This window comes from Pseudomonas sp. CFBP 8771, from assembly GCF_014841695.1.
GTDB classification, from domain to species: domain Bacteria; phylum Pseudomonadota; class Gammaproteobacteria; order Pseudomonadales; family Pseudomonadaceae; genus Aquipseudomonas; species Aquipseudomonas baltica.
Genome location: NZ_JACYUJ010000001.1, coordinates 669,766 through 692,426, shown reverse-complemented (window position 1 = coordinate 692,426; position 22,661 = coordinate 669,766). Strand labels below are relative to the sequence as shown.

At 62.8% G+C, this 22,661-nt stretch carries 17 protein-coding genes; 8 read left to right on the top strand and 9 right to left on the bottom strand.

Annotated elements, in window-relative coordinates; genetic code table 11:
- Positions 1-54: 54 nt before the first annotated feature.
- On the bottom strand, positions 55-1,080 hold the full coding sequence (sohB, locus tag IFT80_RS03065) for a protease SohB (RefSeq protein ID WP_122476871.1): 1,026 nt from the start codon (positions 1,078-1,080) through the stop codon (positions 55-57).
- Between the two features lie 249 nt (positions 1,081-1,329).
- Here sohB and IFT80_RS03060 point away from each other — a divergent pair, with 249 nt between their 5' ends.
- From IFT80_RS03060 to IFT80_RS03030, 7 genes are all read left to right on the top strand, one after another.
- Entirely contained in the window at positions 1,330-1,647 is a 318-nt protein-coding gene (locus IFT80_RS03060) for an SCP2 sterol-binding domain-containing protein (RefSeq protein WP_185793470.1), read from the top strand.
- 194 nt (positions 1,648-1,841) lie between these two features.
- Positions 1,842-6,935, top strand: coding sequence for a dermonecrotic toxin domain-containing protein (locus IFT80_RS03055; RefSeq protein ID WP_192136724.1), 5,094 nt, complete (start codon positions 1,842-1,844; stop codon positions 6,933-6,935).
- 105 nt (positions 6,936-7,040) lie between these two features.
- Positions 7,041-7,883: an iron uptake transporter permease EfeU gene (gene efeU / locus IFT80_RS03050; protein ID WP_122476866.1), complete on the top strand. Its 843-nt coding sequence runs from the start codon at positions 7,041-7,043 to the stop codon at positions 7,881-7,883.
- 7 nt (positions 7,884-7,890) lie between these two features.
- On the top strand, positions 7,891-9,084 hold the full coding sequence (gene efeO / locus IFT80_RS03045) for an iron uptake system protein EfeO (RefSeq protein ID WP_192136723.1): 1,194 nt from the start codon (positions 7,891-7,893) through the stop codon (positions 9,082-9,084).
- 297 nt (positions 9,085-9,381) lie between these two features.
- The gene (gene efeB / locus IFT80_RS03040) at positions 9,382-10,695 is read left to right on the top strand and encodes an iron uptake transporter deferrochelatase/peroxidase subunit (protein ID WP_192136722.1); all 1,314 of its coding nucleotides are present in this window, start codon (positions 9,382-9,384) and stop codon (positions 10,693-10,695) included.
- Positions 10,696-10,722: 27 nt separating this feature from the next.
- Positions 10,723-11,550: an iron uptake system protein EfeO gene (gene efeO, locus IFT80_RS03035; RefSeq protein WP_122476861.1), complete on the top strand. Its 828-nt coding sequence runs from the start codon at positions 10,723-10,725 to the stop codon at positions 11,548-11,550.
- A gap of 555 nt (positions 11,551-12,105) precedes the next feature.
- A complete protein-coding gene (locus IFT80_RS03030; RefSeq protein ID WP_122476859.1) occupies positions 12,106-12,597 on the top strand; it encodes an REP-associated tyrosine transposase in 492 nt (163 codons plus the stop codon).
- 459 nt (positions 12,598-13,056) lie between these two features.
- Here the strand turns inward: IFT80_RS03030 and IFT80_RS03025 are convergent, their stop codons facing one another.
- From IFT80_RS03025 to IFT80_RS02995, 7 genes are all read right to left on the bottom strand, one after another.
- On the bottom strand, positions 13,057-13,848 hold the full coding sequence (locus IFT80_RS03025; RefSeq protein WP_192057186.1) for an IclR family transcriptional regulator: 792 nt from the start codon (positions 13,846-13,848) through the stop codon (positions 13,057-13,059).
- A gap of 58 nt (positions 13,849-13,906) precedes the next feature.
- Positions 13,907-15,217, bottom strand: coding sequence for an MFS transporter (locus tag IFT80_RS03020; protein ID WP_122478321.1), 1,311 nt, complete (start codon positions 15,215-15,217; stop codon positions 13,907-13,909).
- A 145-nt stretch (positions 15,218-15,362) separates the two neighbouring features.
- On the bottom strand, positions 15,363-16,511 hold the full coding sequence (gene dgoD / locus IFT80_RS03015) for a galactonate dehydratase (RefSeq protein WP_192136721.1): 1,149 nt from the start codon (positions 16,509-16,511) through the stop codon (positions 15,363-15,365).
- Positions 16,512-16,685: 174 nt separating this feature from the next.
- A complete protein-coding gene (locus IFT80_RS03010) occupies positions 16,686-17,309 on the bottom strand; it encodes a 2-dehydro-3-deoxy-6-phosphogalactonate aldolase (RefSeq protein WP_192136720.1) in 624 nt (207 codons plus the stop codon).
- 1 nt (position 17,310) lies between these two features.
- Entirely contained in the window at positions 17,311-18,309 is a 999-nt protein-coding gene (locus IFT80_RS03005) for a 2-dehydro-3-deoxygalactonokinase (protein WP_192136719.1), read from the bottom strand.
- 283 nt (positions 18,310-18,592) lie between these two features.
- Entirely contained in the window at positions 18,593-19,888 is a 1,296-nt protein-coding gene (locus IFT80_RS03000; RefSeq protein ID WP_192136718.1) for an MFS transporter, read from the bottom strand.
- Positions 19,889-20,076: 188 nt separating this feature from the next.
- Entirely contained in the window at positions 20,077-20,538 is a 462-nt protein-coding gene (locus IFT80_RS02995; protein WP_122478332.1) for a histidine kinase, read from the bottom strand.
- Between the two features lie 449 nt (positions 20,539-20,987).
- Between IFT80_RS02995 and IFT80_RS02990 the strand changes: the two genes are divergently transcribed.
- Positions 20,988-22,268, top strand: coding sequence for a glycosyltransferase (locus IFT80_RS02990; protein ID WP_192136717.1), 1,281 nt, complete (start codon positions 20,988-20,990; stop codon positions 22,266-22,268).
- 15 nt (positions 22,269-22,283) lie between these two features.
- Here the strand turns inward: IFT80_RS02990 and IFT80_RS02985 are convergent, their stop codons facing one another.
- The gene (locus IFT80_RS02985) at positions 22,284-22,607 is read right to left on the bottom strand and encodes a ComEA family DNA-binding protein (RefSeq protein WP_122478336.1); all 324 of its coding nucleotides are present in this window, start codon (positions 22,605-22,607) and stop codon (positions 22,284-22,286) included.
- Between the last annotated feature and the right edge of the window lie 54 nt (positions 22,608-22,661).

The window sequence follows — 22,661 nt, the reverse complement described above, 5'->3', positions numbered from 1 at the left end:
ATGGCCCAGTGGAGCAAGGCGCCCGAAGCGCCCGGTGTTACATAACGCTGGACGTTACCAGAAACGCTGCTGGCTGAGCTTCTCCCAAGCCTTGCCGGCCAGGTGCTCGACCGAGCCGCTGGCTGCCAGCCCTACGCGCTCCTGCAGGCTCTTGGCCTTGGCGTAATGAAGATGGAACACCTCGGCTTGCCTGGCGCGTTCGGCCAGGTATTCGTCGCTGGTCTTGAGCTCGTCGACCAGCTGCTTGTCGAGCGCCGCCACGCCGAGCCAGACCTCTCCGGTCGCCACATCGTCGATCGACAACTGCGGGCGATAGTGGGCGACGAAACTCTTGAACAGCTTGTGGGTGACGTCGAGGTCTTCCTGGAATTTCTCCCGGCCCTTCTCGGTGTTCTCGCCGAACACGGTCAAGGTGCGCTTGTACTCGCCGGCGGTGAGCACCTCGAAATCGATGTCGTGCTTCTTCAACAGCTTGTTGACGTTGGGCAACTGCGCGACCACGCCGATGGACCCGAGGATGGCGAACGGCGCGCTGATGATCTTCTCGCCGATGCACGCCATCATGTAGCCGCCACTGGCGGCAACCTTGTCGATGCACACGGTCAGCGGCACACCCGCCTGGCGGATGCGCGCCAGTTGCGAGGACGCCAGGCCGTAGCTGTGGACCATGCCGCCGCCGCTTTCCAGGCGCAGCACGACCTCGTCGTTGGGGGTGGCCAGGGTCAGCAGTGCGGTGATTTCATGACGCAGGTTTTCGGTGGCGGAAGCCTTGATGTCGCCATCGAAGTCCAGGACAAAGACCCGGTGCTTGCTGTCGGGCTTTTTCTTCTTGGCTTTCTTCTCGTTCTTCGCCTGTTCCTTGCGCAAGGCCTTGAGCTTGTCCTTGTCGAACAGACCGGCTTCGAGCCGCTCGCGCAGGCCCTTGTAGAAGTCATTGAGCTTGCTGACCTGCAACTGGCCGGCCGGTTTGCGCCGGCCCTTGGCGCGCAGCGACGCGATGGCGGCCAACACCACCAGGATGGCAACGACCAGGGTGACGGTGCGGATCAGAAACCCGGCGTAATCGGCGAAAAACTCCACGGTGACTCCTTACATGCATGACGCCCGCCAAGCCAGGGGGACGATGGAATGAGCCCAGCATACCGGGGGGCAAAGCCTTGGGCCAGCCGGGAAACGCTCGGCATCAAACGAGCCATTCAAACGCACGTATGATTATCCGTTGACAGGCGCCGATACCCCCCCTAACCTCGCAGGACTTTCACTGCCCTATCGAGCCAGGCCGCCCAGGCCCTCGCGATCATTGCACACCTCCAACAAAAGGACCGCACCATGACCTCCGTAGCCGACGCCGTACACGCCATGAAAGCCAAGTTCAATCCAGAGGCCGCCAAAGGCCTGGACCTGGTATTCGGATTCAACATCACCGACGAAGACAAGCAGTACGCCCTGCTGGTGAAAGACGGTACCTGCGAGCTGCAGGAAGGCGAAAACCCGGACGCCAACGTGACCCTGGTCATGGACAGCGAAACCCTCAAGGGTATCGTCAGCGGCGAAACCGATGGCATGCAGGCGTTCATGGGCGGCAAGCTGCGCGCCGAAGGCGACATGATGCTGGCCATGAAGCTGAGCGAACTGTTCCCGGTCTGATTGTTCCCGGTCCAGAGCTGCGCTTCACCGCCGCATCCCACCTGCCCCGACCACGCCTCGGGGCAGGTGCGTCTCAAGCCTCATCCGTATGTCTCCCCTCGCCACATATGTACAGCCATGGTACGCCTGCATCGCCCTAGCCTTGACCGCTCTCAGGCCGGCACCTGCCGCCTGTTCCTTCGATGGAGCGCATCATGGCCAATACCCTCCCCTGGTTTCACTCGCGTCAACTTGCCCAGTGCATGTCCCGCCACCTCACCCAGGCATTTGAAAGCGAACAACTGAGTGTCATCGAATACGACTGGCTGCGGGGCCTGCCAGATAGCCCCACCATTGCGCCGGACATGCAGGTCTGCCTGCTGGGCAATGCCGATCCCGGCGTGTTCTGCGGACTGCGCATCACGCGCACCGATCCGGACCTTGCGGCGGCCTACTATTACTCGCCACTCACAGGCATCCTGCCGTTCACCAGCAGTGCCGCCCTGCGCGATGCCCTGTTGGCGCGGTTGCAGGCCGAAGCCGGGGCTCGGCCGACCAGCACGCGCGAGCCGAAATGGGTGTCAGTGACCCAATCACCGTTCAAGCGCTGGATGAAAGCGATCATTCTGGCGCAAGCGCGGCGCCTGAAAGCCATCGACCGTACCTGGCATCAGTTGCCGCTGCTCGGCGATATCCTCGACCGCGACCTCACCGCAGCGCTGCGCACTGCGATGCCTGCCAGCGACCCGATCATCCCGCGCAGCCACAAAGTGCATCGTGTCGACCGCCAGACCCAGGCAGTGGTCAACGTGCAGCGCTTGCTCGATACCGCTCTGGACCTGCTCGCCGACTCACCGCAACCCGACTGCGAACATCGTTTCCTCGGCGTCTATGGACAGACGTTGAGTGACGCCGATGCGCTTTGCTACCGCAGTACGCTGATGGCCACCAACTCACGATTGGCGAAAAACTACAGCGCTGCGCTGGCCGACTTCTGGCGCGCCAACCCCGACAACGAGCGCGGCAGCCTGCGCGATGGCCTGGGTCGGAGCCTGCAGACTGCCTACCTGAGTGCAGTGCTCGAGGCGCAAAGCCATCTGCATGCGAGCAACGCGCAACTGGAGCTGCTGAAATCGGTGGCGACATCGCCAGCGCCTGCCGGTTTGCGCCTGGAAACCCTTCGGTTCAACGCCGACCAGGCGCTGAACGACGAGCCCGTGGCCTGGCCAGGCACGCTGATCATCAGCGACGCCGACCAGGCCAGCCTCGGCTACTACATCTTCAGCACGGACCAGGGTCTGTCGCATTGTGCCGACCTGCAGGCGCTGGGTGACTACCTGCAAGGGCTGGTCGCCGGGGCGAGCGACAGCCTGCGGCTGATCAAAAGCGATCGAGCATTGTTCAACGCGATGATTCGGCCTGTACCCCAGCGCCTGGCGCTGACCGGGCAAGCGTTCCAGACCCTGGCCGACGGCTTGATCGACTTGCAACGGCGCCGGGCGCAGGAGGTGTTCGGCAACGCGTCAGCCCTGCGCCCTTCTCCGCTGTTGGCGGTCGCCGAAGCGTTGGATCTGCGCAAGCTGGCACACCCTCGGCTGCACTGGCTCAGTGGCGAGCGACCGATCACCGCCCTGGCCCTGCAGGCAGTCGAGCCTTCCACGAATCAGGCCAAGAGCAACTGGCTGCTGCAGATCGAGACCCTGCGCAGCTGGCAGCGATCGACCATGCACTGCGTCTCCCCGGTCAAAGACGGTGTGCGCCTGTTGTTCGCACCCGGCCTGCTGGCGATGCAGTCCCCGCTACCGGCCGACGAGTTGCGTCTCCACATTGATGGAGCACCGGAGTTGGCGGCTATCGGGCTGGTCGACTACTTTCTGGAGCGGACCAGCGGCGCCATCATCGCGCCACTGACCTCGGCGGATCGAGTGTTGAACCTGGCAGGCATCGAGCTCAACTGGCCAGACGTCGAACATATAGAACAACTCGTGCTGGCCTGCAGTCCGGCACTGACGAAAACCTACCGCGGCCTGGTGCGCCGGCAGATGTCCGCACCGCAACCACCCTGCCTGGGTGCCTATGACCTGCCAGGTCAACGGCGGGCATTGCGTGAACTCGGCCTGCGCACCAGCCTGGCCGTCGCCCGGCGTGAGGGCAGCATCGACGAGACACTGCTGCAACTGCTCGCCACTGCACTCGACTATCCCACGGCCCGTTTGCGCAATGCTGCCGACACCGACGTGCATGCCATCTATTTGCGGGTGCCTTCAGAAACGAACACCATCCCGCTGGCCGACATGTTCGTGCTGCACTGCCATTCAAAGCCTGCAAGCCCGGTATTGATGTGGTCCGGCGACCACGGGCTGTTCGCCTTCGACTCGCTGCAGCAACTGAAGAAAACCGTGGCGGCTTCGGCCCGTCATCCGCACGCCCGTACCCGCTGGCTCAACGGCCTGGATCCGGCCTTGATCGCGACAGTCCTGGAACACTTCCAGGCCGCTCCCGTCTCCGGCATTCACGTGGAAACCCGTGCGCTGACCGGCGATTTCATTACCGAGCTCGATGCGCTGGAAAGCCATCGTCAGCTGACCGGTCTGGGCGTCAACATGGCGCTGGCCGTCCAATGCGGGTTTTCCGCCACGCTGTTCCAGCGCAATGCAGACTACAGCCGCGCCGACAACATGCTCACCGTTGGCCTGGACCGTCTGGCCGTCGATGCGGCGAACGTGCAGCTTGCCGAGCTGCTACCCCCCTGGATCCAGCGCGCTAGCGCCAGCCAACTCGCCCGCTACGCCGACATTCTCGGACGCTGCCTGGCAACCGCCAACAGGAAAAGCAATTATCTGGCGCAAATCCCCTTCATCGACGATTTCTCGCGAGACCGTCTGCGCGCCTCCATGGCCAAGGTCTGGCCAGGAGGCCCCAGTGATCCTGATCGGGTCGTGATCAAGCTGACCGACACCAGCGGCGGCGGGGTCAGCATTGGCGGCATGCTCGGTACCGGTACGCTCGTCAGCCGGACGAAAACCCTGACCGAATGGGCGATCAGCCAATTCTCCGGGTCGGTGTCGAGCGAGATGCACATCAGCCTCGACCCGCCCTCGTTGATCATGGATGTACCGACCACGCACCAGGTGCGCGAGGTGGTCAAGGATGCGGATGTGGGTGGCGAGTACCGCAAGCTGCTGGCCGCCAAGCTGTCCAGGCAGTCTGGAGACTACCCCTTGCGCCGTTTGCTGTTCGTCAAGGCATTGCCGGCGCAGATGGTGCGCAACGCGCTCGAACGAGAGATGCAGGGCAAGATCAGTGCGGCGGCCACCGACATGATCGCTCAGGTGGTAGAGATGCCAGACGGTGTCGCTCGCGAGCCCTTGAATGGTCAGCGGATCACCCTCGGGCCGCTGGGCTTGATCCCGGACGTGGGCATGAAAGCCGATATTGCCTGTGGCATGTACCTGATTGCGCCGGTGCAACCCGACCGTGGGCCGGTCGTGCTCTACACCTGCTATGGCGAGTCGGAGACCATTCGCGAGTACGCATCGCGCGCACAGCTGCTGGAGCAGATCAAGACCAACACCGCGCTTCAGGCACAGATCCTGAGCCGACTGCCTGAAGACGTTCATTCACGCTATGAGCACTCGGGATTCACCGAGCCCCATATCCCCTGGACCACCGAAGTCAACGACGGTCAGAGACTGGGCAAACCGCCAGCCATCGTCCTGCTCGATCAACCAGAACAGGGCAACGCTCTGTACTATCTGTTCGAAGACAATCTCCAGCTCATCCAACTGCTGGCACGCCAGCAGACCATGTCCTCGGGAGAAGCGAGCTGGAATGCTTTCTGTCACATCGTGAAACTGGGCATCGAGCAAGGTGCGATGATTCTACCCAGCGTCGTCGGGTCCCTGGTGGCGCTTTATCAGTCGCAACAGCTGCTCAACGATTCGGTCAAGGCGATGGGACGCAGGCGCTGGGGCGAGGCCCTGGCCGACTTCATTGCCGCCCTGGCTTCGGTGGTCGGCGCGCGCCGTGGCGCCGAGCATTTCAAGCGCGAGATCCAGGCCGCCGAAAATGCCGAACACGCACCCAGGGCGCTGGTGGCAGGCCGGCGCTTCGGCGGCCTGAGTGCGGCACTGGCCGCATTGGAAGCCAACGATGTGGCATTGAACAGACTCAACTACGACGCCCTGCTCAACATGTATGAAACCGCCGACCTCGCGCACCGCTATGCCGTGGTCGATGGCCGGGTGATGGAGGTCAAGCGCGCCGAGCAAGGTTGGTACATCGTCAGCAAAGGACGTGAAGGGCCAACCATCACCCTGGATGGCCAGCAGAAGTGGCACGCCGATCTCGAGATCGCGCGGATGGGGGCCGGGTATTCGTTGATGGACAACTACGACACCTGGATCACCGACATCAACATTCCCGACGTATTCATCACCTTGGCCGAAGGTACCGATCAGATCCGCCAGCGCTACCCTCGTCATCACCAGATGATCGTGCGCGCCCATGCCCATGCGGTCGATTGCCTGCGCAATGCGCTGCAAAATCTCAACCAGAAATCCCCCCACGTACCGCTGCCGGCACAGACCCTGGAGATTCTGACCGACGTGTTCGAAGTGGACGTCACGCCGGCCATGCTGCAACGTCTGCGCAGCAGCTGTGTGCAGTTGCTCGACGCACTGACCAGCGATGCACTGGACCCACACTCCTCGCCCCGCTATTGGGACGGGCTCAATGAGGAGGGCCACGAGGGCAACCACGCCTTTGTCTGGGAGGGCGATCCGCAGCAACGCATATTCCTGACGGAAAAATTCTTCGATCTGCCGATCGAGACCATGATGTATTCCAGTCATGAACGCACCCAGGCGCAGTTGTATGCGCACCATCAGGCCGCATCGCTGCTGCATGAGCTCAGCCATCAGGTGCTCAAGACCGTGGACCTGGCCTACCTCGACACCTTTCTGCCGCTGCACCAGCATTATGATGACCTGGGCGGCATGTATGGGCAGGCGCAGGTGTATGCGCGCAGCCTGCTCAAGATTCGCCAGGAAGGGTTGTCCTTGAGTACGCCGGTTGCAAAACTGTTCACTCGCCCGGGTTCCAGTGGTCGACGCGATTTTCGTCCCAGCGATGGGCGTCAGCGCAAAACGGTCCTGCAATTGACAGGCAAGACCCACCTTGCCGATGCCCGCGTGGCCTTCCGGACCGACCCCGAGGTGCGTTCGAAGCTGATTCTGGCCAATGCCGATTCAGTCACGCTGCTGATTTTCCGCCTGGGGCAGGAGGTCTTCACGCCGCCTTCTTCCTGAAGATTTGTTCAGCTTCCATTCGGCGCAAACATCAAGCACGCTGTTTAATAATGAGTATCATTATGTTACAAGTTAGCATCCTAATTACTCGTTGAACGGTGCGAAGTGCTGGTTCCATTCTTGATCATGCTGCGCGAAGGGATTGAAGCCGCGCTCATCGTTGGCATCATCGCCAGCTACCTGAAACAGACTGGTCGTGGTCAATGGATGCCAGCGGTCTGGATCGGCGTCTTTCTCGCAGCGGCCCTGGCCCTGCTGGTGGGCGGCGGCCTTGAGTTGATGAGCGCGGAATTCCCGCAGAAGCAACAGGAATTGTTCGAAGCGCTCATCGGCCTGGTGGCCGTGGTCATCCTCACCTCCATGGTGTTCTGGATGCGCAAGGTCGCCCGCTCGGTGAAGCACTCGCTGCAGGCAGCCCTGGACCAAGCCCTGACTGGCTCTCGCCACCAGGTCGCGGCGCTGATCGCCATGGTGTTCTTCGCAGTCGCCCGTGAAGGCCTGGAAACCGTATTTTTCCTGCTCGCCGTGTTCCAGCAGAGCGAAGGTCCCGGTGCGCCCATCGGCGCCCTGCTCGGCCTGCTGCTGGCAGTGGCCATCGGCTTTGCCATCTATTCGGGCAGCATGCGCCTGAACCTGTCGCTGTTCTTTCGCTGGACTGGCTTGTTCATTCTGGTGGTCGCGGCGGGCATTCTCGCCAACTCGGTCATGGCCCTGCATGAAGCAGGGGTCTGGAACAGCTTGCAGAGCGTGGTCTTCGACATCAGCGCCACCCTGCCCATGGACGGTCCGATCGGATCGGTACTGGCCGGCATGTTCGGCTATCAGGACGCACCGACGATCAGCACCCTGGGTGCTTACCTGATCTATCTGGTGGTTGCCCTGGTGGCGTTCTTCATGCCCCATGCCGCGCCGGCGCAGGTCAACTCCTCCCCCGCCACTCATCAGTAAGGCTTCCATGTCCAACCCAGTCAATGGCGCCGCGCCGCGCCTGATGCGTGTGGCGCTCGCCGCGTCGGTGGTCGTGATGATCGCCGCCGGCGGCCTGTTCTACTACGCGTCGCAAGTCGCTTCGAGCAAACGTCAGGCCAGCGCCCAGAACGAGATCGTGGTGAACATCCATCCGCACAACTGCGAGCCGGCCGCGCTCACCGTGGCCGCGGGGCGCAACAGCTTTCGCATCGTCAACCGCTCCGAGCGGGCGGTGGAATGGGAAATCCTCGATGGCGTGCTGGTGGTCGAAGAACGCGAGAACATCGCACCCGGCCTGAGCCAGGTGATCAACGCCAACCTGCAGCCGGGGGATTATCAGATCACCTGCGGCCTGCTCAGCAATCCGCGCGGCACCTTGAAGGTCACGCCCACGGCCGAGTCCGATGCTGCAGCCAAGGCGCGGCCGTCGATGGTGGCTTTCGTCGGCCCTCTGTCGGAATACCGGGTGTACCTGGCAACCCAGGGCAGCGCCCTGATTCGCGCCGTAGACGCCTTGAACCAGGCCATTGTCGCCGGTGATCTGGCGCAGGCACGCAGCTTGTACGCCCCGGCACGAGCCGCCTATCAACGTATCGCGCCCGCCGCGCAACGCCTGGCCGAACTGGACAATGCCATCAATGCCCGCGCCGACTACTACGAGAAGCGCGAACAGGATACGGCTTTCGGTGGCTTCCACCGCTTGGAGTACGGCCTGTTCCAGCAGAACAGCGTGGAGGGTCTGGTGCCGGTGGCGCAGAAACTGGCCAGCGATGTCACTGAATTGAGGCGCCAGCTGCTGGCGCAGCCATTGCCTCCCGAACAACTGGTGAGCATCGTTGCGCGCAACCTGCACGGGCTGGCGGACATTCGTAGCCAGGGTGAAGAGGAGCGCTACAGCCATACCGACCTGAATGGCTTCGCGGCCAATCTGGAGGGTGCGCGCAAGGTGGTCGACCTGCTGCGTCCACTGTTGACGAAGTCTGCGGCCGAGCTGCTGCCGCGGATCGACGAGGCGGCGGATGAGTTGGCCATGCAGTTGGCGAGCCTGCGCAGCGGCGACGGCTATCAAAGCTACGAGACGGTCAGCACCGAGCAACGCCAGCAGATCGCTGCCCAGGCCAAGGCCCTGGCCGATGCCCTCGACGGCATCGACCCTGCGCTGGGCCTCTCCACCCTGTAGGCCCGTCGGCGGCACCTGCGGTGTAACTGGCTGACCGCACTGAGCCCGGACGCGGGGATACGACAAGCCGCAGTGGCAGTGCGATCTCTGTAGCAGCGGCGCGAGCCGCGTCGGCGGCACCGGCGGTGTAACTGGCTGACCGCGCTGAACCCGGACGCGGCTTGCACCGCTGCTACAAGGGATTACGACAAGCCGCATTGGCAGCGCGATCTCTGTAGCAGCGGCGCGAGCCGCGTCGGCGGTACCTGCGGTGCGACAGACGTTGAAGTGAATGAAACAGCGACGAGATAAACGATCATGAGCAACGCCGACAATCCGAATCCGACCATCGACGCCCAGCGCCGTCGCGTGCTGCTGGGCCTGGGCGCCGCCGGTGCGGCACTGGCCGGTGCCGGCCTGAGCTGCCCGGCGATGGCCGCACCCGCCGCCAAGGTCACCGAAGCGCCAAAAAGCGAAAAGACTCAGGACCGCCATGACTACCAGGGCGTGCACCAGACCGGGGTCGTCACACCGCGGCCAGCCGCAGGCATGCTGGTGGCATTCGATGTACTGGCCAGTGATCGCGAAGACCTGGAGCGCCTGTTCCGCACCCTGGACGAGCGCATCCGCTTCCTGATGACTGGCGGCCCCGTGGCGCAGGTCGACCCCAAGCTGCCGCCGGTGGATTCGGGCATCCTTGGCCCGGTGGTGGTGCCAGACAACCTGACCATCACCGTGTCGGTGGGCGAGTCATTGTTCGACGAGCGTTTCGGCCTCGCCGATGCCAAGCCCAAACGCCTGTCGCGGATGGTCGGTTTCCCCAACGATGCGTTGGAAGCGGATCAATGCCACGGTGACCTGACCCTGCAGTTCTGTGCCAATACCCCGGACAGCAACATCCACGCCCTGCGCGACATCGTCAAGAACCTGCCCGACCTGCTTTTCGTGCGCTGGAAACAGGAAGGCACGGTGCCGCCGCAGGCGCCCGCCAAACCTGGCGAACCTGAACAGAGCGCGCGCAACTTCCTCGGCTTTCGTGACGGCTCGGCCAACCCGGACTCCAACGACACCCGGCTGATGGATGCGCTGGTATGGGTACAGCCCGGCAGCGACGAGCCAACCTGGGCCGAGCATGGCAGTTATCAGGCGGTGCGCATCATCCGCAACTTCGTCGAACGCTGGGACCGCACGCCGCTGCAAGAGCAGGAGAATATCTTCGGCCGGGTGAAAACCACCGGTGCGCCCATGGACGGCCGGCTCGAAAGTGACGTGCCCGACTACAGCAAAGATCCCGAAGGCAAGCTGACCAAGCTGGACGCGCACATTCGCCTGGCCAATCCGCGCACCCCCGAGTCGCAGCAGAACCTCATCCTGCGTCGACCCTTCAATTATTCGAACGGGGTGAACAAGAACGGCCAGCTGGACATGGGCTTGCTGTTCATCTGCTACCAGGCGGATCTGGAAAAAGGTTTTATCACCGTGCAGACCCGCCTCAACGGCGAACCGCTGGAGGAATACCTCAAGCCCGTGGGCGGCGGTTATTTCTTCACCCTGCCAGGGGTGACCAGCGCCCAGGATTTCATCGGCCGCAGCCTGCTCGCTGCGAGCAAGAACCTCACCACCACTGCATGACCACTTGATACAACCGGGGAACCACTCATGACAAAGACGCCACTCGCTCTGCTGCTGACCCTTGGCCTATTCAACGCTCCGCTGTCGGCCTTTGCCGCGACCCAGTCGCCGTTGGACCTGGTAGGGCCGGTTTCGGACTACAAGATCTACGTGACCGAGAAGGTCGATCAACTGGCCGTGGAAACCGCCAGGTTCACCGACGCGATCAAGAAAGGCGACCTGGCCACCGCCAAGAAGCTGTATGCGCCGACCCGCGTACACTACGAGGCCATCGAGCCGATCGCCGAGCTGTTCAGCGACCTGGATGCGTCGATCGATTCGCGTGTCGATGACCATGAAGCCGGTGTGAAGGCGGAAGATTTCACCGGTTTTCACCGCCTGGAATACAGCCTGTACTCGGAAAATACCACCAAGGGCCTGGATGCATTGGCCGACGGTCTGCTCAAGGATGTGAAGGACTTGCAGAACCGTATCGCCGAGCTGACCTTCCCGCCGGAGAAAGTGGTCGGCGGTGCCGCCGCACTGCTCGAAGAGGTGGCCGCGACCAAGGTGTCCGGTGAGGAAGACCGTTACAGCCATACCGACCTGTATGATTTCCAGGGCAACATCGACGGCGCGAAGAAGATCGTCGATCTGTTCCGTCCGCAGATCGAAGGCCAGGACAAGGCTTTCGCAGCCAAGGTAGACAAGAACTTCGCCACCGTCGACAAGATCCTGGCCAAGTACCGCACTGCCGATGGCGGCTTCCAAACCTACGACAAGGTCAAGGAAAACGACCGCAAGGCACTGATCGGCCCGGTCAACACCCTCGCCGAAGACCTCTCCACCCTGCGCGGAAAACTCGGCCTGAACTGAGCCGTCTGCTGGTGATAAGGGCCCTTCCAAGGGCCCTTTTTCGTGGGCGCCGTTTTTGTCAGGGGCGTTTTTTTTGCAGGGGTTGTTTTTGTAGGGTTTTTTTTGCAGGGGCTGTTTTTGTGGGAGCGGGCTCTGCCCGCGAAGCCCGCACCCCCGTACATCAGAAACACCGCGGCGCCCCCTTCGCGGCCGATGACCGCTCCTACGGCGCCCTCGAATCCTGCGTAGGAGCGGTCCGTGGCCGCGAAAAGGCGCTGCAGTCTCCCAGACACACCGCGGCGCCCCTTTCGCGGCCGATGACCGCTCCTACGGCGCCCTCAAACCCTGCGTAGGAGCGGTCCGTGGCCGCGAAAAAACCGACGCAATACCCCTGATCCCCCGCAGCATCTCATCCGCGGCTACACGCCGCTCCTTCAAGCTTCTGGCACTGTGCAAACCTGACACTCATCACCGGTCATTTCGATCTCCGTAGCGGACACACACAGACATCAATCCGCCCCACCCACCTGGTCACTGCCCGCTACATTCAAACCTCCGCCATGGATGGAGGCTCTCATGCCACTCTACAAAAATTGCAGGTTACGCACGGGCCGCTTTTCTCAGCGTGGCGGCATCTATCTTTTGACTGCCGTTGTGAAACATAGAACGCCCCTGTTCCGGGATTTCGAACTGGGACGGTGCGTAGTCAGGGAGATGATGAATGCCCAGCGCTGGAACCAGGCACAATCGCTGGCCTGGGTTGTCATGCCCGATCACCTCCACTGGCTGATGCAACTTGAGGACGCATCGCTGGAAAGCCTGATGCGTCAGGTCAAATCGCGCTCGAGCAAGGCAATCAATGAACGGTGCGCAAGAACAGGCCAATTGTGGCAGGCAGGCTTCCACGACCGAGCGCTGCGTCAGGAGGAGGATTTACTCGCCAGTGCCAGATACATTGTCGCCAACCCGCTGCGCGCAGGATTGGTCAAAAGGGTCGGCGATTACCCTTTGTGGGATGCTATTTGGCTGCAGGGTTACCAGCCATCCAGCTCAACCCCACGCCCGTAGGAGCGGTCCGTGGCCGCGAACGCAGCGCTGCGGTCTTCCAGACACACCGCGGCGCCCCCTTCGCGGCCGATGACCGCTCCTACGGCGCCCTCGAACCCTGCGTAGGAGCGGTCCGTGGCCGCGAACGCAGCGCTACGGTCTCCCAGACACACCGCGGCGCCCCTTCGCGGCCGATGACCGCTCCTACGGCGGACTCGAACCCTGCGTAGGAGCGGTCCGTGGCCGCGAAAAGGCGCTGCGGTCTCCCAGACACACCGCGGCGCCCCCTTCGCGGCCGCTGACCGCTCCTACGGCGCCCTCAAACCCTGCGTAAGAGCGGTCCGTGGCCGCGAAAAGGCGCTGCGGTCTCCCAGACACACCGCGGCGCCCCCTTCGCGGCCGATGACCGCTCCTACGGCGGACTCAAACCCTGCGTAGGAGCGGTCCGTGGCCGCGAAAAGAGCGCTGCAGCGTCTGGGGTTACACCCTAGCGCCGAGTTCTGCGGAGATGGCGTGAGCGGCTTTCTGGACCACAGGAACCAGGGATTCCATCTTCTCCACAGGCATGTAAGGCAGCGTGCTGGCGACACTGATCGCGGCCACGATTTGTCCGCTGGCATCGCGGATGGGTGCAGCCACGCAGCGGATCGACGGTTCGTTGTCTTCCAGGTCGAACGCATAGCGACCCGTTACATAGGTTTGCATACGGGCCTGGAACTGGGGCCAGGTGAGTTGCGGGTGGTCGGGCCACAGGGCGGATTCCGCCGCAACGGCCTCACCCCGTTCGAACAGCCTCTGCCATTCGGCCGCCTCGGCGTCGAGCATCAGCGCCTTGCCGATGCCGGTGCGCGCCAGCGGCATGCGATGACCTACCCGCGAACGCATCTCCGGGCCATTGCGCCCTGGGGTCTTGTGCAGGTACAGCACCTCGTCGCCGTCGCGAATCGCCAGGTGAATGGTATCGCCGGTTCGCGCCGACAGTTCATCCAGCCAAGGGCTGGCCAACATCACCAGTGGCACTTCGTCCCGCGCCTGGAAGCCCAGCTCGATCAGCCGCGGCCCGAGCAGATAGCCCGCCTGGGGCAGCACCCGCAAGTAGCGCTCGTCCACCAGGCAACTGACCAGCCGGTGGGTGGTGCTGCGCGTGGTGCCGATGCGCCGTGCGATCTCTTTCAGATCACGGGCGCCGCCGGCCACGGCCTGGATCACTGCCAGCCCGCGGAGCAGGGTCTGGGTGCCGGTCGGTGCGGCGGGGGGCATGTCGTCCTGCATGGTCAACCTTCGCGTCAGGTAAAAGCAGGCGCATTATGTTCGCCTGCTCGCAATCGGGTCAAAGCTCGATCCGCTCGACCTTGCCCACCAGCAGAATGTAGGACAACGCCCCGACCAGCGCCGTGACCGCAATGTAAGTGATCGCGGGCGCGAACGAGTCGCCGGTCGCCAGGAAGCCGATGGCGATCGGTGTGGTGATCGCCGACAGGTTGCCGATGAAGTTGAACACCCCGCCCGTCAGCCCCAGTAACCGCGCAGGGGCCAGGGTCGAAACCAGCGACCAGGTGATCGACGCCAGGCCGTTGCCGAAAAAGGCCAGCGCCAGGCAAGCGATGACCAGCGGGGTCGAATCGACGTAGTTGGCGCCAATGATGCACGTCGAGATCAACAGGCCGCCGATGATCGGCAGCTTGCGCGCCAGGCCGATGCTGGCGCCGCGACGGATCAGCCAGTCGGAAAAGAACCCCGAGCACAGCACGCCGACAAAAGCGGCCAGGAACGGCAGCGAGGCGAGCATGCCCGATTTGATGAAATCCATGCCGCGGTATTTCACCAGGTAAGTCGGGAACCAGGTCAGGAAGAACCACAAGGTCGAGTTGAGGCAATACTGGCCCAGGTAGATACCCCAGAGTTTGCGCTTGCTCAACACGATGCCCAGGTCGGTCCAGCTGAAACCGGCCTTGGCCTGGCGCGCCGATTTCTGCATGTCGACCAAGCCGCCGCCGTCGCTGATGAGCTGGATTTCGGCCGCGTTGGCGCCTTTGAAATCGCGCGGCTCGCGATACACCGCGTACCAGATCACTGCCCAGACAATGCCCACCAGACCGGTGCTGACGAACACCATGTGCCAGCCGAATTCGTGTTGCAGCCAGGCCAGTACCGGGGTGAGGAAGGCCAGGCCGACGAATTGGCCCGAGGTGTAGAAGCCGATGGCGGTGGCACGTTCGCGCTCGGGAAACCAGGTCGTCACCACGCGGCTGTTGATCGGGTACGCCGGCGCTTCCAGCGCGCCCACGGCCATGCGCAGCACGAACAGGGCGATGAAACTGCCGGCAAAGCCGAGCATGACGGTGGCAATGGACCACAACGCCAGGGCCACGCTGTAGAGGATGCGTGGCGGAACGCGGTCGACCAGCCAGCCGCCGGGGATCTGCATGGCGGCGTAGGTCCAGCCGAATGCCGAGAAAATCAGGCCGACGTGCACCGGATCGATGCCCAGGTCGCTGGTCAGCGCCGGTGCGGCGATGGACAGGTTGCTGCGGTCCAGGTAGTTGATCACCACGGTGATGAACAACAGCACCATGATGAAAAAGCGCTTGCGGCTGGGCGTCGCCAGCGCCGGCGCGGCGGTAGTGGATTGGGTATGCATGGGGTGCCTCTTATTGTATTTGTAGAGGGGTGATGCGGCGACAGGCCGGACGCCTTCGCGAGTAGAAAGCTCGCCGCCCGTGTGGGAGCGGGGCGAGCGGCGAGCTTTCTACCCGCGAAGGCCGCGCCGCGGTATCAGCAGTGAATCACCACTCGGCGAAGCTGCCGTCGGCATGGCGCCAGATCGGGTTGCGCCAGCGATGACCGATCTCTGCGCGCTCCCGCACGTAGTCCTCGTTGATCTCGATTCCCAGGCCCGGCCCGTTCGGAATCTTCACGAACCCATTGTCGTAATCGAACACTTCAGGATGGGTGACATAGTCGAGCAGATCATTGCTCTCGTTGTAGTGAATGCCCAGGCTCTGCTCCTGGATGAAGGCGTTGTAGCAGACCGCATCCAGCTGCAGGCACGCCGCCAGCGCGATCGGCCCCAACGGGCAATGCAAGGCCAGCGCTACGTCATAGGCCTCGGCCATGTTGGCGATCTTGCGGGTCTCGGTGATGCCCCCGGCATGCGAAGCATCGGGCTGGATGATGTCCACATAGCCTTCACTGAGAATCCGCTTGAAGTCCCAACGCGAGTACAAACGCTCACCGAGTGCGATCGGCGTACTGGTCAACGGCGCCAGCTCCTTGAGCGCTTCGTAGTTCTCGCTCAACACCGGCTCTTCGATGAACATCAGCTTGAACTGATCCAGCTCCTTCATCAGCACCTTGGCCATGGGCTTGTGCACCCGGCCATGGAAGTCGACGCCAATGCCCACGTTCGGCCCTACCGCATCACGCACGGCCGCAACGCTGGCCAGGGCGCGATCGACCTTGTCGAACGTGTCGAGAAACTGCAGTTCCTCGGTGCCGTTCATCTTCACCGCAGTGAAACCACGAGCCACCGCCTCGCTCGCCGCGCGCGCCGTGTCGGCCGGGCGGTCGCCGCCAATCCACGAGTACACCCGGATCCGATCGCGTACCTGCCCGCCAAGCAGGTCGCTGACCGAAACGCCCAGGGCCTTGCCCTTGATATCCCACAGCGCCTGATCGATACCGGCCAGGGCGCTCATGTGGATGGCGCCGCCACGGTAGAAACCGCCGCGGTACAGCACGGTCCAGATGTCTTCGATATTGCGTGGGTCCTTGCCGATCAGGTAGTCGGACAATTCGTCAACGGCGGCAGCCACGGTGTGCGCGCGGCCTTCGACCACGGGCTCGCCCCAGCCGACTACACCCTCGTCGGTCTCGACCTTGAGGAAGCACCAGCGCGGTGGAACGATGAAGGTCGTGAGTTTGGTGATTTTCATCTGTTGTCTCTCTTGTTCGATGGACGCTCGAGCGTCTGGAAATTTTGCCGTTACCGCCCGTATGGATCTCTGTAGGAGCGGTCCGTGGCCGCGAACCGGGCGACGCGGTGGATCAGTCACTGCGCGGCGCCCTCTTCGCGGCCGATGACCGCTCCTACAGGGGTGCACAACGTGTCAGCCTTTCAATGATTGCCAGGCCTGGACGTACGCCTTCGCGTTATCCGCCACCTGTTGCACCGTCATGCCTGGCTTGAACAGGCCCGAACCCAGGCCAAACCCGGCAACGCCGGCGTCGAGAAACTGCTGCATGTTGTCCGGGCTGATGCCTCCCACCGGTATCAGCGCCGTGCCTTTGGGCAGCACTGCCAACAGCGCCTTGACCACGGCCGGCGTCAGCGACTCGGCCGGGAACAGTTTCAACACGTCGGCACCGGCGCCCAGCGCGGCGAACGCTTCGGTCGGTGTCAGCACGCCCGGCGCCAGGAACATCTCGGCCTCCTTGGCCGCCTTGAGCACTGCAGGATCGCTGTGCGGCATGACGATCAGTTGCCCTCCCGCCGCCTTGACCTGAAGTACCTGCTCGGCCGACAGCACCGTTCCGGCACCGATCAGGCAATCGGCGGGCAAACTGTTGCGCAACAGCCGAATGCTGTCGAAAGGCTGCGGAGAGTTGAGCGGCACCTCAATGATGCGAAACCCGGCGCTGTACAGCACCTCGCCGATGGCCACCGACTCTTCGGGGCGCAGGCCGCGCAAAATGGCGATCAGCCCGTTCTGGGCCATTGCTTGCTTGAGCATGTCAAACCTCTTGGAACTGTTGAGCGACGAGCCCGGCGGCCAGCGCCAGGCTCCAGAGACCGCGTTCGGTGGCCTGTTCGGCCAGGCTGACGCTGTTGAAGCCACACAAGGCCAATGCCTGCCGATAGCGCTGGCACAACGCACTGCTGCCGATCAGGACCACAGCCGGCAGCGATTCCTGCCCGCTGCGCTGACGCAGCATTTCGGCCAGGGCGCGCAGCTCGTGGCCAATCATCAGGCCAGACAGATAGTCCGCTTGTTCACTGCTCGCCAATTGGCCGGTCAGGCCAAGGCTGCGCGCGCTGAACATGGTCGACAGCACGCCGATGCTGCCCTCGCGCGACATCGCCACGGCTACACCGCGCTCGAACGCCGCGCCGTCGAACGACGCACTGCGCTTCTGCGTGCGACCGAGAATGGTGTGGGCACTGGCTGCGGCGAACAGCTCGCCGGTCATGAAGGTGTCGAAATGCTCGATGCGCTGCTCGACCACCCTCGCCCACTTCGAATGGCTGCCAGGCAGGCCGATCAGCAACGTCTGGTCGCGCTCGCCCGAAGGCAACGACTGCAGCAGGCCGAAGATCTGGGTTTCCTCGCCGCGCATGACGTTGGGCAGTGCCGAACGTTGCAGCACGCCGGGCACCAGATGCACGCAGATACCCCTGAGGGTACGCACGCGAGCCATGCCGGCGGCGACATCGGCGGCCTGCGCCGGGCTCTGGCAATACGGCACCTCGTGCCAACCCTGGGCGCTGCCGACCATGCCGCAGGCGATCACGGCAACGTCAGGAAAAGCATCGAGCCAGTCGCCGCAGGCCTCATCGAAGGTCAGCTCGAAACCATCGCTGGTCTGTTCGCCGCAAATGCTACGGGGGGTGTTGGACAACTGCATGATGCCCCGATCCAGCGAACGCTGGTCGAGTACGTGGCCATCAGGGCCGAGCAGATAGGCTCGCAGGGAACTGGTTCCCCAATCGAGTGCAACGAGTTGCGGCTGCATCGCTTCACCTTGTTTGTTTTTGGTAGTGAGTGGCGGTGTGTGATGGCCGACTATAAATCCATTTGAACGATAATCTCAATATATAATTATCAATCCCACATATAGGGATTTTATAGGCAAAAATCCCCCGTAGGAGCGGTCATCGGCCGCGAAAAGAGCGCCGCGGTGTGTCAGCTGAATCGCGGTGAATCTTTCGCGGCCACGGACCGCTCCCACACCAGCACCGCAGCATTCTTGGGATGGAGGCATAAAAAAACCGGCCTGGTGGCCGGTTCGTTTGAGGTCAGGCGTAGGCCTGAAGAGGTCGGCGTCTGCCGAAGAGCCAGGCGGTGCCGACACCGACCGCACCCATCACCACGCAGTAGCCCACACAGACCCACGGGCTCCACGGCATCAAGGCGATCAGCAGCAGCGGCGTGGTACTCGCCCACAGCGCATACGCGATGTTGTAGGTAAACGAAATGCCCGATACACGCACCTTGGCGGGAAACAGGCCGACCATCAGCGACGGCACCACACCCACCACTCCACACCCCAGACCAGCCAGCGCATAGGCCACGGCAAGACTGCCGACCCCGGCAACCAGGCTGGCATAGAGCGCGGTGATGCCCAGCGGCAGCAGCACGCTATAAAGGACCAGCGCACGCCAGGCGCCGATGCGATCGACCAGCAGGCCAGCCAACACGCAGCCAACGTTGAGGAAGACGATACCCAGGCTACTCAGCGCAAAGGTGTGCCGTGCATCCAGGCCAAAGCGCTGCTGCATCACCGTCGGCGTGATCACCACCAGCACCACCACCGCCGAAGTCAGCACACACGTCAGCAATACCGCAGGGATCAGCGAGGCGCGGTGTTCACGCAGCACGGTACGCAGGGAGAATTCGCTGACCTGCTCACTGCGCGCGCGCATGGCCAGAAACACCGGTGTTTCGCTGAGCAGTCGGCGCAGCCCCACACCGACCACGCCAAATACGCCGCCCAGCAGGAAGGGCAAACGCCACGCCCAATCGAGGATTTCCTGCGGGGTGTACACCCGCGCCAGCACAGTGGCAGTCAATGCGCCGAGCAGATAGCCAAAGGTCAGCCCCGCCTGGAGAAACCCCAAGGCATAGCCGCGTCTTCTCAGCGGCACGTGCTCGGCCACGAACACCCAGGCGCTGGGCACCTCGCCCCCCACGGCAGCACCCTGCAGAATGCGCAGGGCCAGCAGCAGCAGCGGCGCGAAGTAACCGATCTGCGCATAGGTGGGCATCATGCCGATCAGCAGGCAGGGCACCGCCATCATCAGGATGCTCAGGCTGAACACACGCTTGCGCCCCAGACGATCGGCGAAATGCGCCATCAGGATGCCGCCCAACGGGCGGGCCAGATAGCCGGTCACGAAGATGCCGAAGCTCTGCAACAGGCGCAGCCACTCGGGCATCTGCGGCGGGAAGAACAGCTGGCTGAGAGTCAGGGCAAAAAATACGAAGATGATGAAATCGTAGATTTCCAGCGCGCCACCGAGGGCCGCCAGACCGAGGGTCTTGTGGTCGCTGCGGTTGAGCAGCAATGGCTGGGCAGAGCTATCGGCAGGCATGGGCAAGTCCGCTGGTGGCCGACGGCGCGTATCCTCGCGCCTGTCAAAGGCGCGCAGGATAGCAAAAACCGTCAGGCGTGGCAGGCGCTATGAGGTGCCTATCCCGTAGGAGCGGTCATCGGCCGCGAAAGGAACGCCGCAGACTGGCAGATACACCGCAATGCCCGGTTGGCGGACCCCGAGGGCTCCTACAGCGGCGGTGAGCTGAGCGACTTGCGTGCGCGGATGCCATCGCCGATCACGCGAACGCGATGCTCCGGCGGCGCCTTGGGCGATTCGACAATGGCCATGAAGGTCTGCAGCGCGTCGCGGTCCGGCAGCTGCGTGACGCTGGTGCTCAACCGCTCACCGCCAGGGTCGGCCAGTTCGGTTTCGATCCGCTTCTGGCTCTCATACAGCAACGCATGGCGAACGTGCTCACTGTTCTTGCAGAACCGCGGCAGATCGACACCCGACCGCACAGCCATGTCAGTGTTGGCAATCAACAGATCGAAAGGCTCGTAAGCGCTTTGCACCATGGTCAGCAGTTCGTCGAGCGAACCCACCGGCACCACCCTGAAGTAGCCCAGGTTGTTGAGCGTTCGTTCGATCTGCACCGCCTGCTGGTCCAACTCGTCGGCAATCAGAATCCGCAATCTCTTGTCAGCCATCATCCACTTCCCAGGCGTCGGCGCAGGACGATCCCTTACCCGCCTCGCCAAGCCACTACAGCGGGTGCAATTCAACCCGCGGCTTCCAATGATCATCACCCCCAGGGGGTGGCCCGCCGGCAAGCTTACTCTCCCAAACGACAGTTCGAAACGGAAAACGTCGAGCGTTTGACGATAAATCACAAACTACATTTGAGATTGTCTGCAAGCTGATGTTTTGTAATGCTTTAATTCTTTATTACTTAAAGTTTACCCAGCATATTTCCGACGGTTAGCGCCGTTTCCAGATACATTTCCGGTGACAACACGGAACGAGCGGCAAGTACCTGCGCTCATAGCTTCGAACCCTCCCCTGATTCACGCTAGCTGCATCAGCGTACGGCAGGCCCCGCTTGCCGTTGAGAGAGGACCTGACGCATTGTGTTCACCTGAACGCGCGGGAGTCGACAATGATCCGCTTTGCCATCATCGCTCCACCCCTGCCGAGCCACTTTCAACCGCTTGAAAACCTGGCAATGGAGCTGATCGACCGCGGACACAGCGTCACATTCTTCCACCAACCCGACGCACGTCATCTATTGCATTGCAGCAGGGTCAAATTCCGCAGCGTCGGCCAGGAACGCTTTCCTGCCGGAAGCCTGGCAAAAAGCCTTGCACTGGCAGCCAATTTCGACACCTTGCTTGGCCAGCGGCGTACCTATGCCGATATGGCGCAAGTCACGCAGATGCTCTGTGAAGAGTTGCCCAACGCTCTGCGCGAAGAACGCATCGATGCCGTGCTGTGCGACCAGATGGAAGCAGCGGGCGGGCTGGTGGCAGAGTCGCTTGGCCTGCCGTTCGTGTCCGTGGCCTGCGCATTGCCGGTCAACCGCGAGGACATAACCATACCGTTGGCCGTATTGCCCTACCCGTACGAGCGCGGCGAAGAAGCCATCGAGCGGTATGCGCGCGCCGAGCGCCGGCATGACTGGGTCATGAAGCCATTGCGCAAAGCCATTGCCCGTCAGTCCGCCGCACTTGGGCTGAGCGTCCGCGAGGGCCTGCATCAATGCCTGTCGCCGCTCGCGCAAATCAGCCAAACGGTGCTGGAGTTCGATTTTCCGCGGCCCAATCTGCCGCCATGGTTCCATGAGGTCGGCCCCCTGCGCCGGGTGTCCGATGAGACCAACCACCTGCCCTACACGTTGGACAATGCTCGGCCTTTCGTCTTCGCAACCTTGGGCCGGCTCCATGGCAACCGCATGAGCCTGTTCAAACGCATTGCCCAGGCCTGCAAGTTGCTCGATGCCCAACTGCTGGTCATGCATTGCGGTGGGCTGAGTCATCGGCAAAGCGATCAACTGCTGCGGCACGGCGCAACCTGGGTCACGGATTTTGCCGACCAGCCCATGCTGTTGCAGTATGCCGACGTGCTGGTGACCCACGGCGACCTCGACATCGTGCTCGAAGCCGTCGTGGCAGAAACGCCGATCCTGGCCTTGCCCATCGCCGCCGACCAGCCAGGCGTTGCGGCGCGGGTGGCCTACAGCGGTTCCGGCGTGCACGCCAGCCGGCATTGCAGCAGCCGGGAGTTGGCGGAACACATGCGTCATCTGCTGGAGAACCAATGGCCCGACCTGGAGAACCTGGCCGATGCCATCCACCTGATGGGCGGCACCCAGCGGGCTGCCGATATCGTCGAGGCGGTGATTCCCGACCGGTTCAAACTGCGTCTGGTCAGCTCCAGCTGAGCCTGCGACCGATCGTCAATTGACGACCAGCTTGTCGCGGTTGCGATCCAGCAAGGCCTTGCCGATACCCGTAACCTCCAGCAGTTCTTCCACCGAGTCGAATGGCCCGTAGGTCTGTCGGTGCTTGACGATGGCGGTCGCCTTGGTCAGGCCGACCCCGGAGAGTTCCTTCTTGAGGGTTTCAGCGTCGGCTGTATTGAGGTTGACCCTGCCCGGCAGCCCCGGATGGGCAACCGATACCGAGGCGGCAGGCGCGGCCATAACTGGCGAGCTTAGAATGGGCACCGCGGTGCTGGCGAAGAATGCCAGCGCCAGTGCAGGAAGGAGGATCTTGCGCATTGCTTATGCTCCATGACTTGAATGAGAAGTGCGGCATTCCCGAGCCGCCTGCCA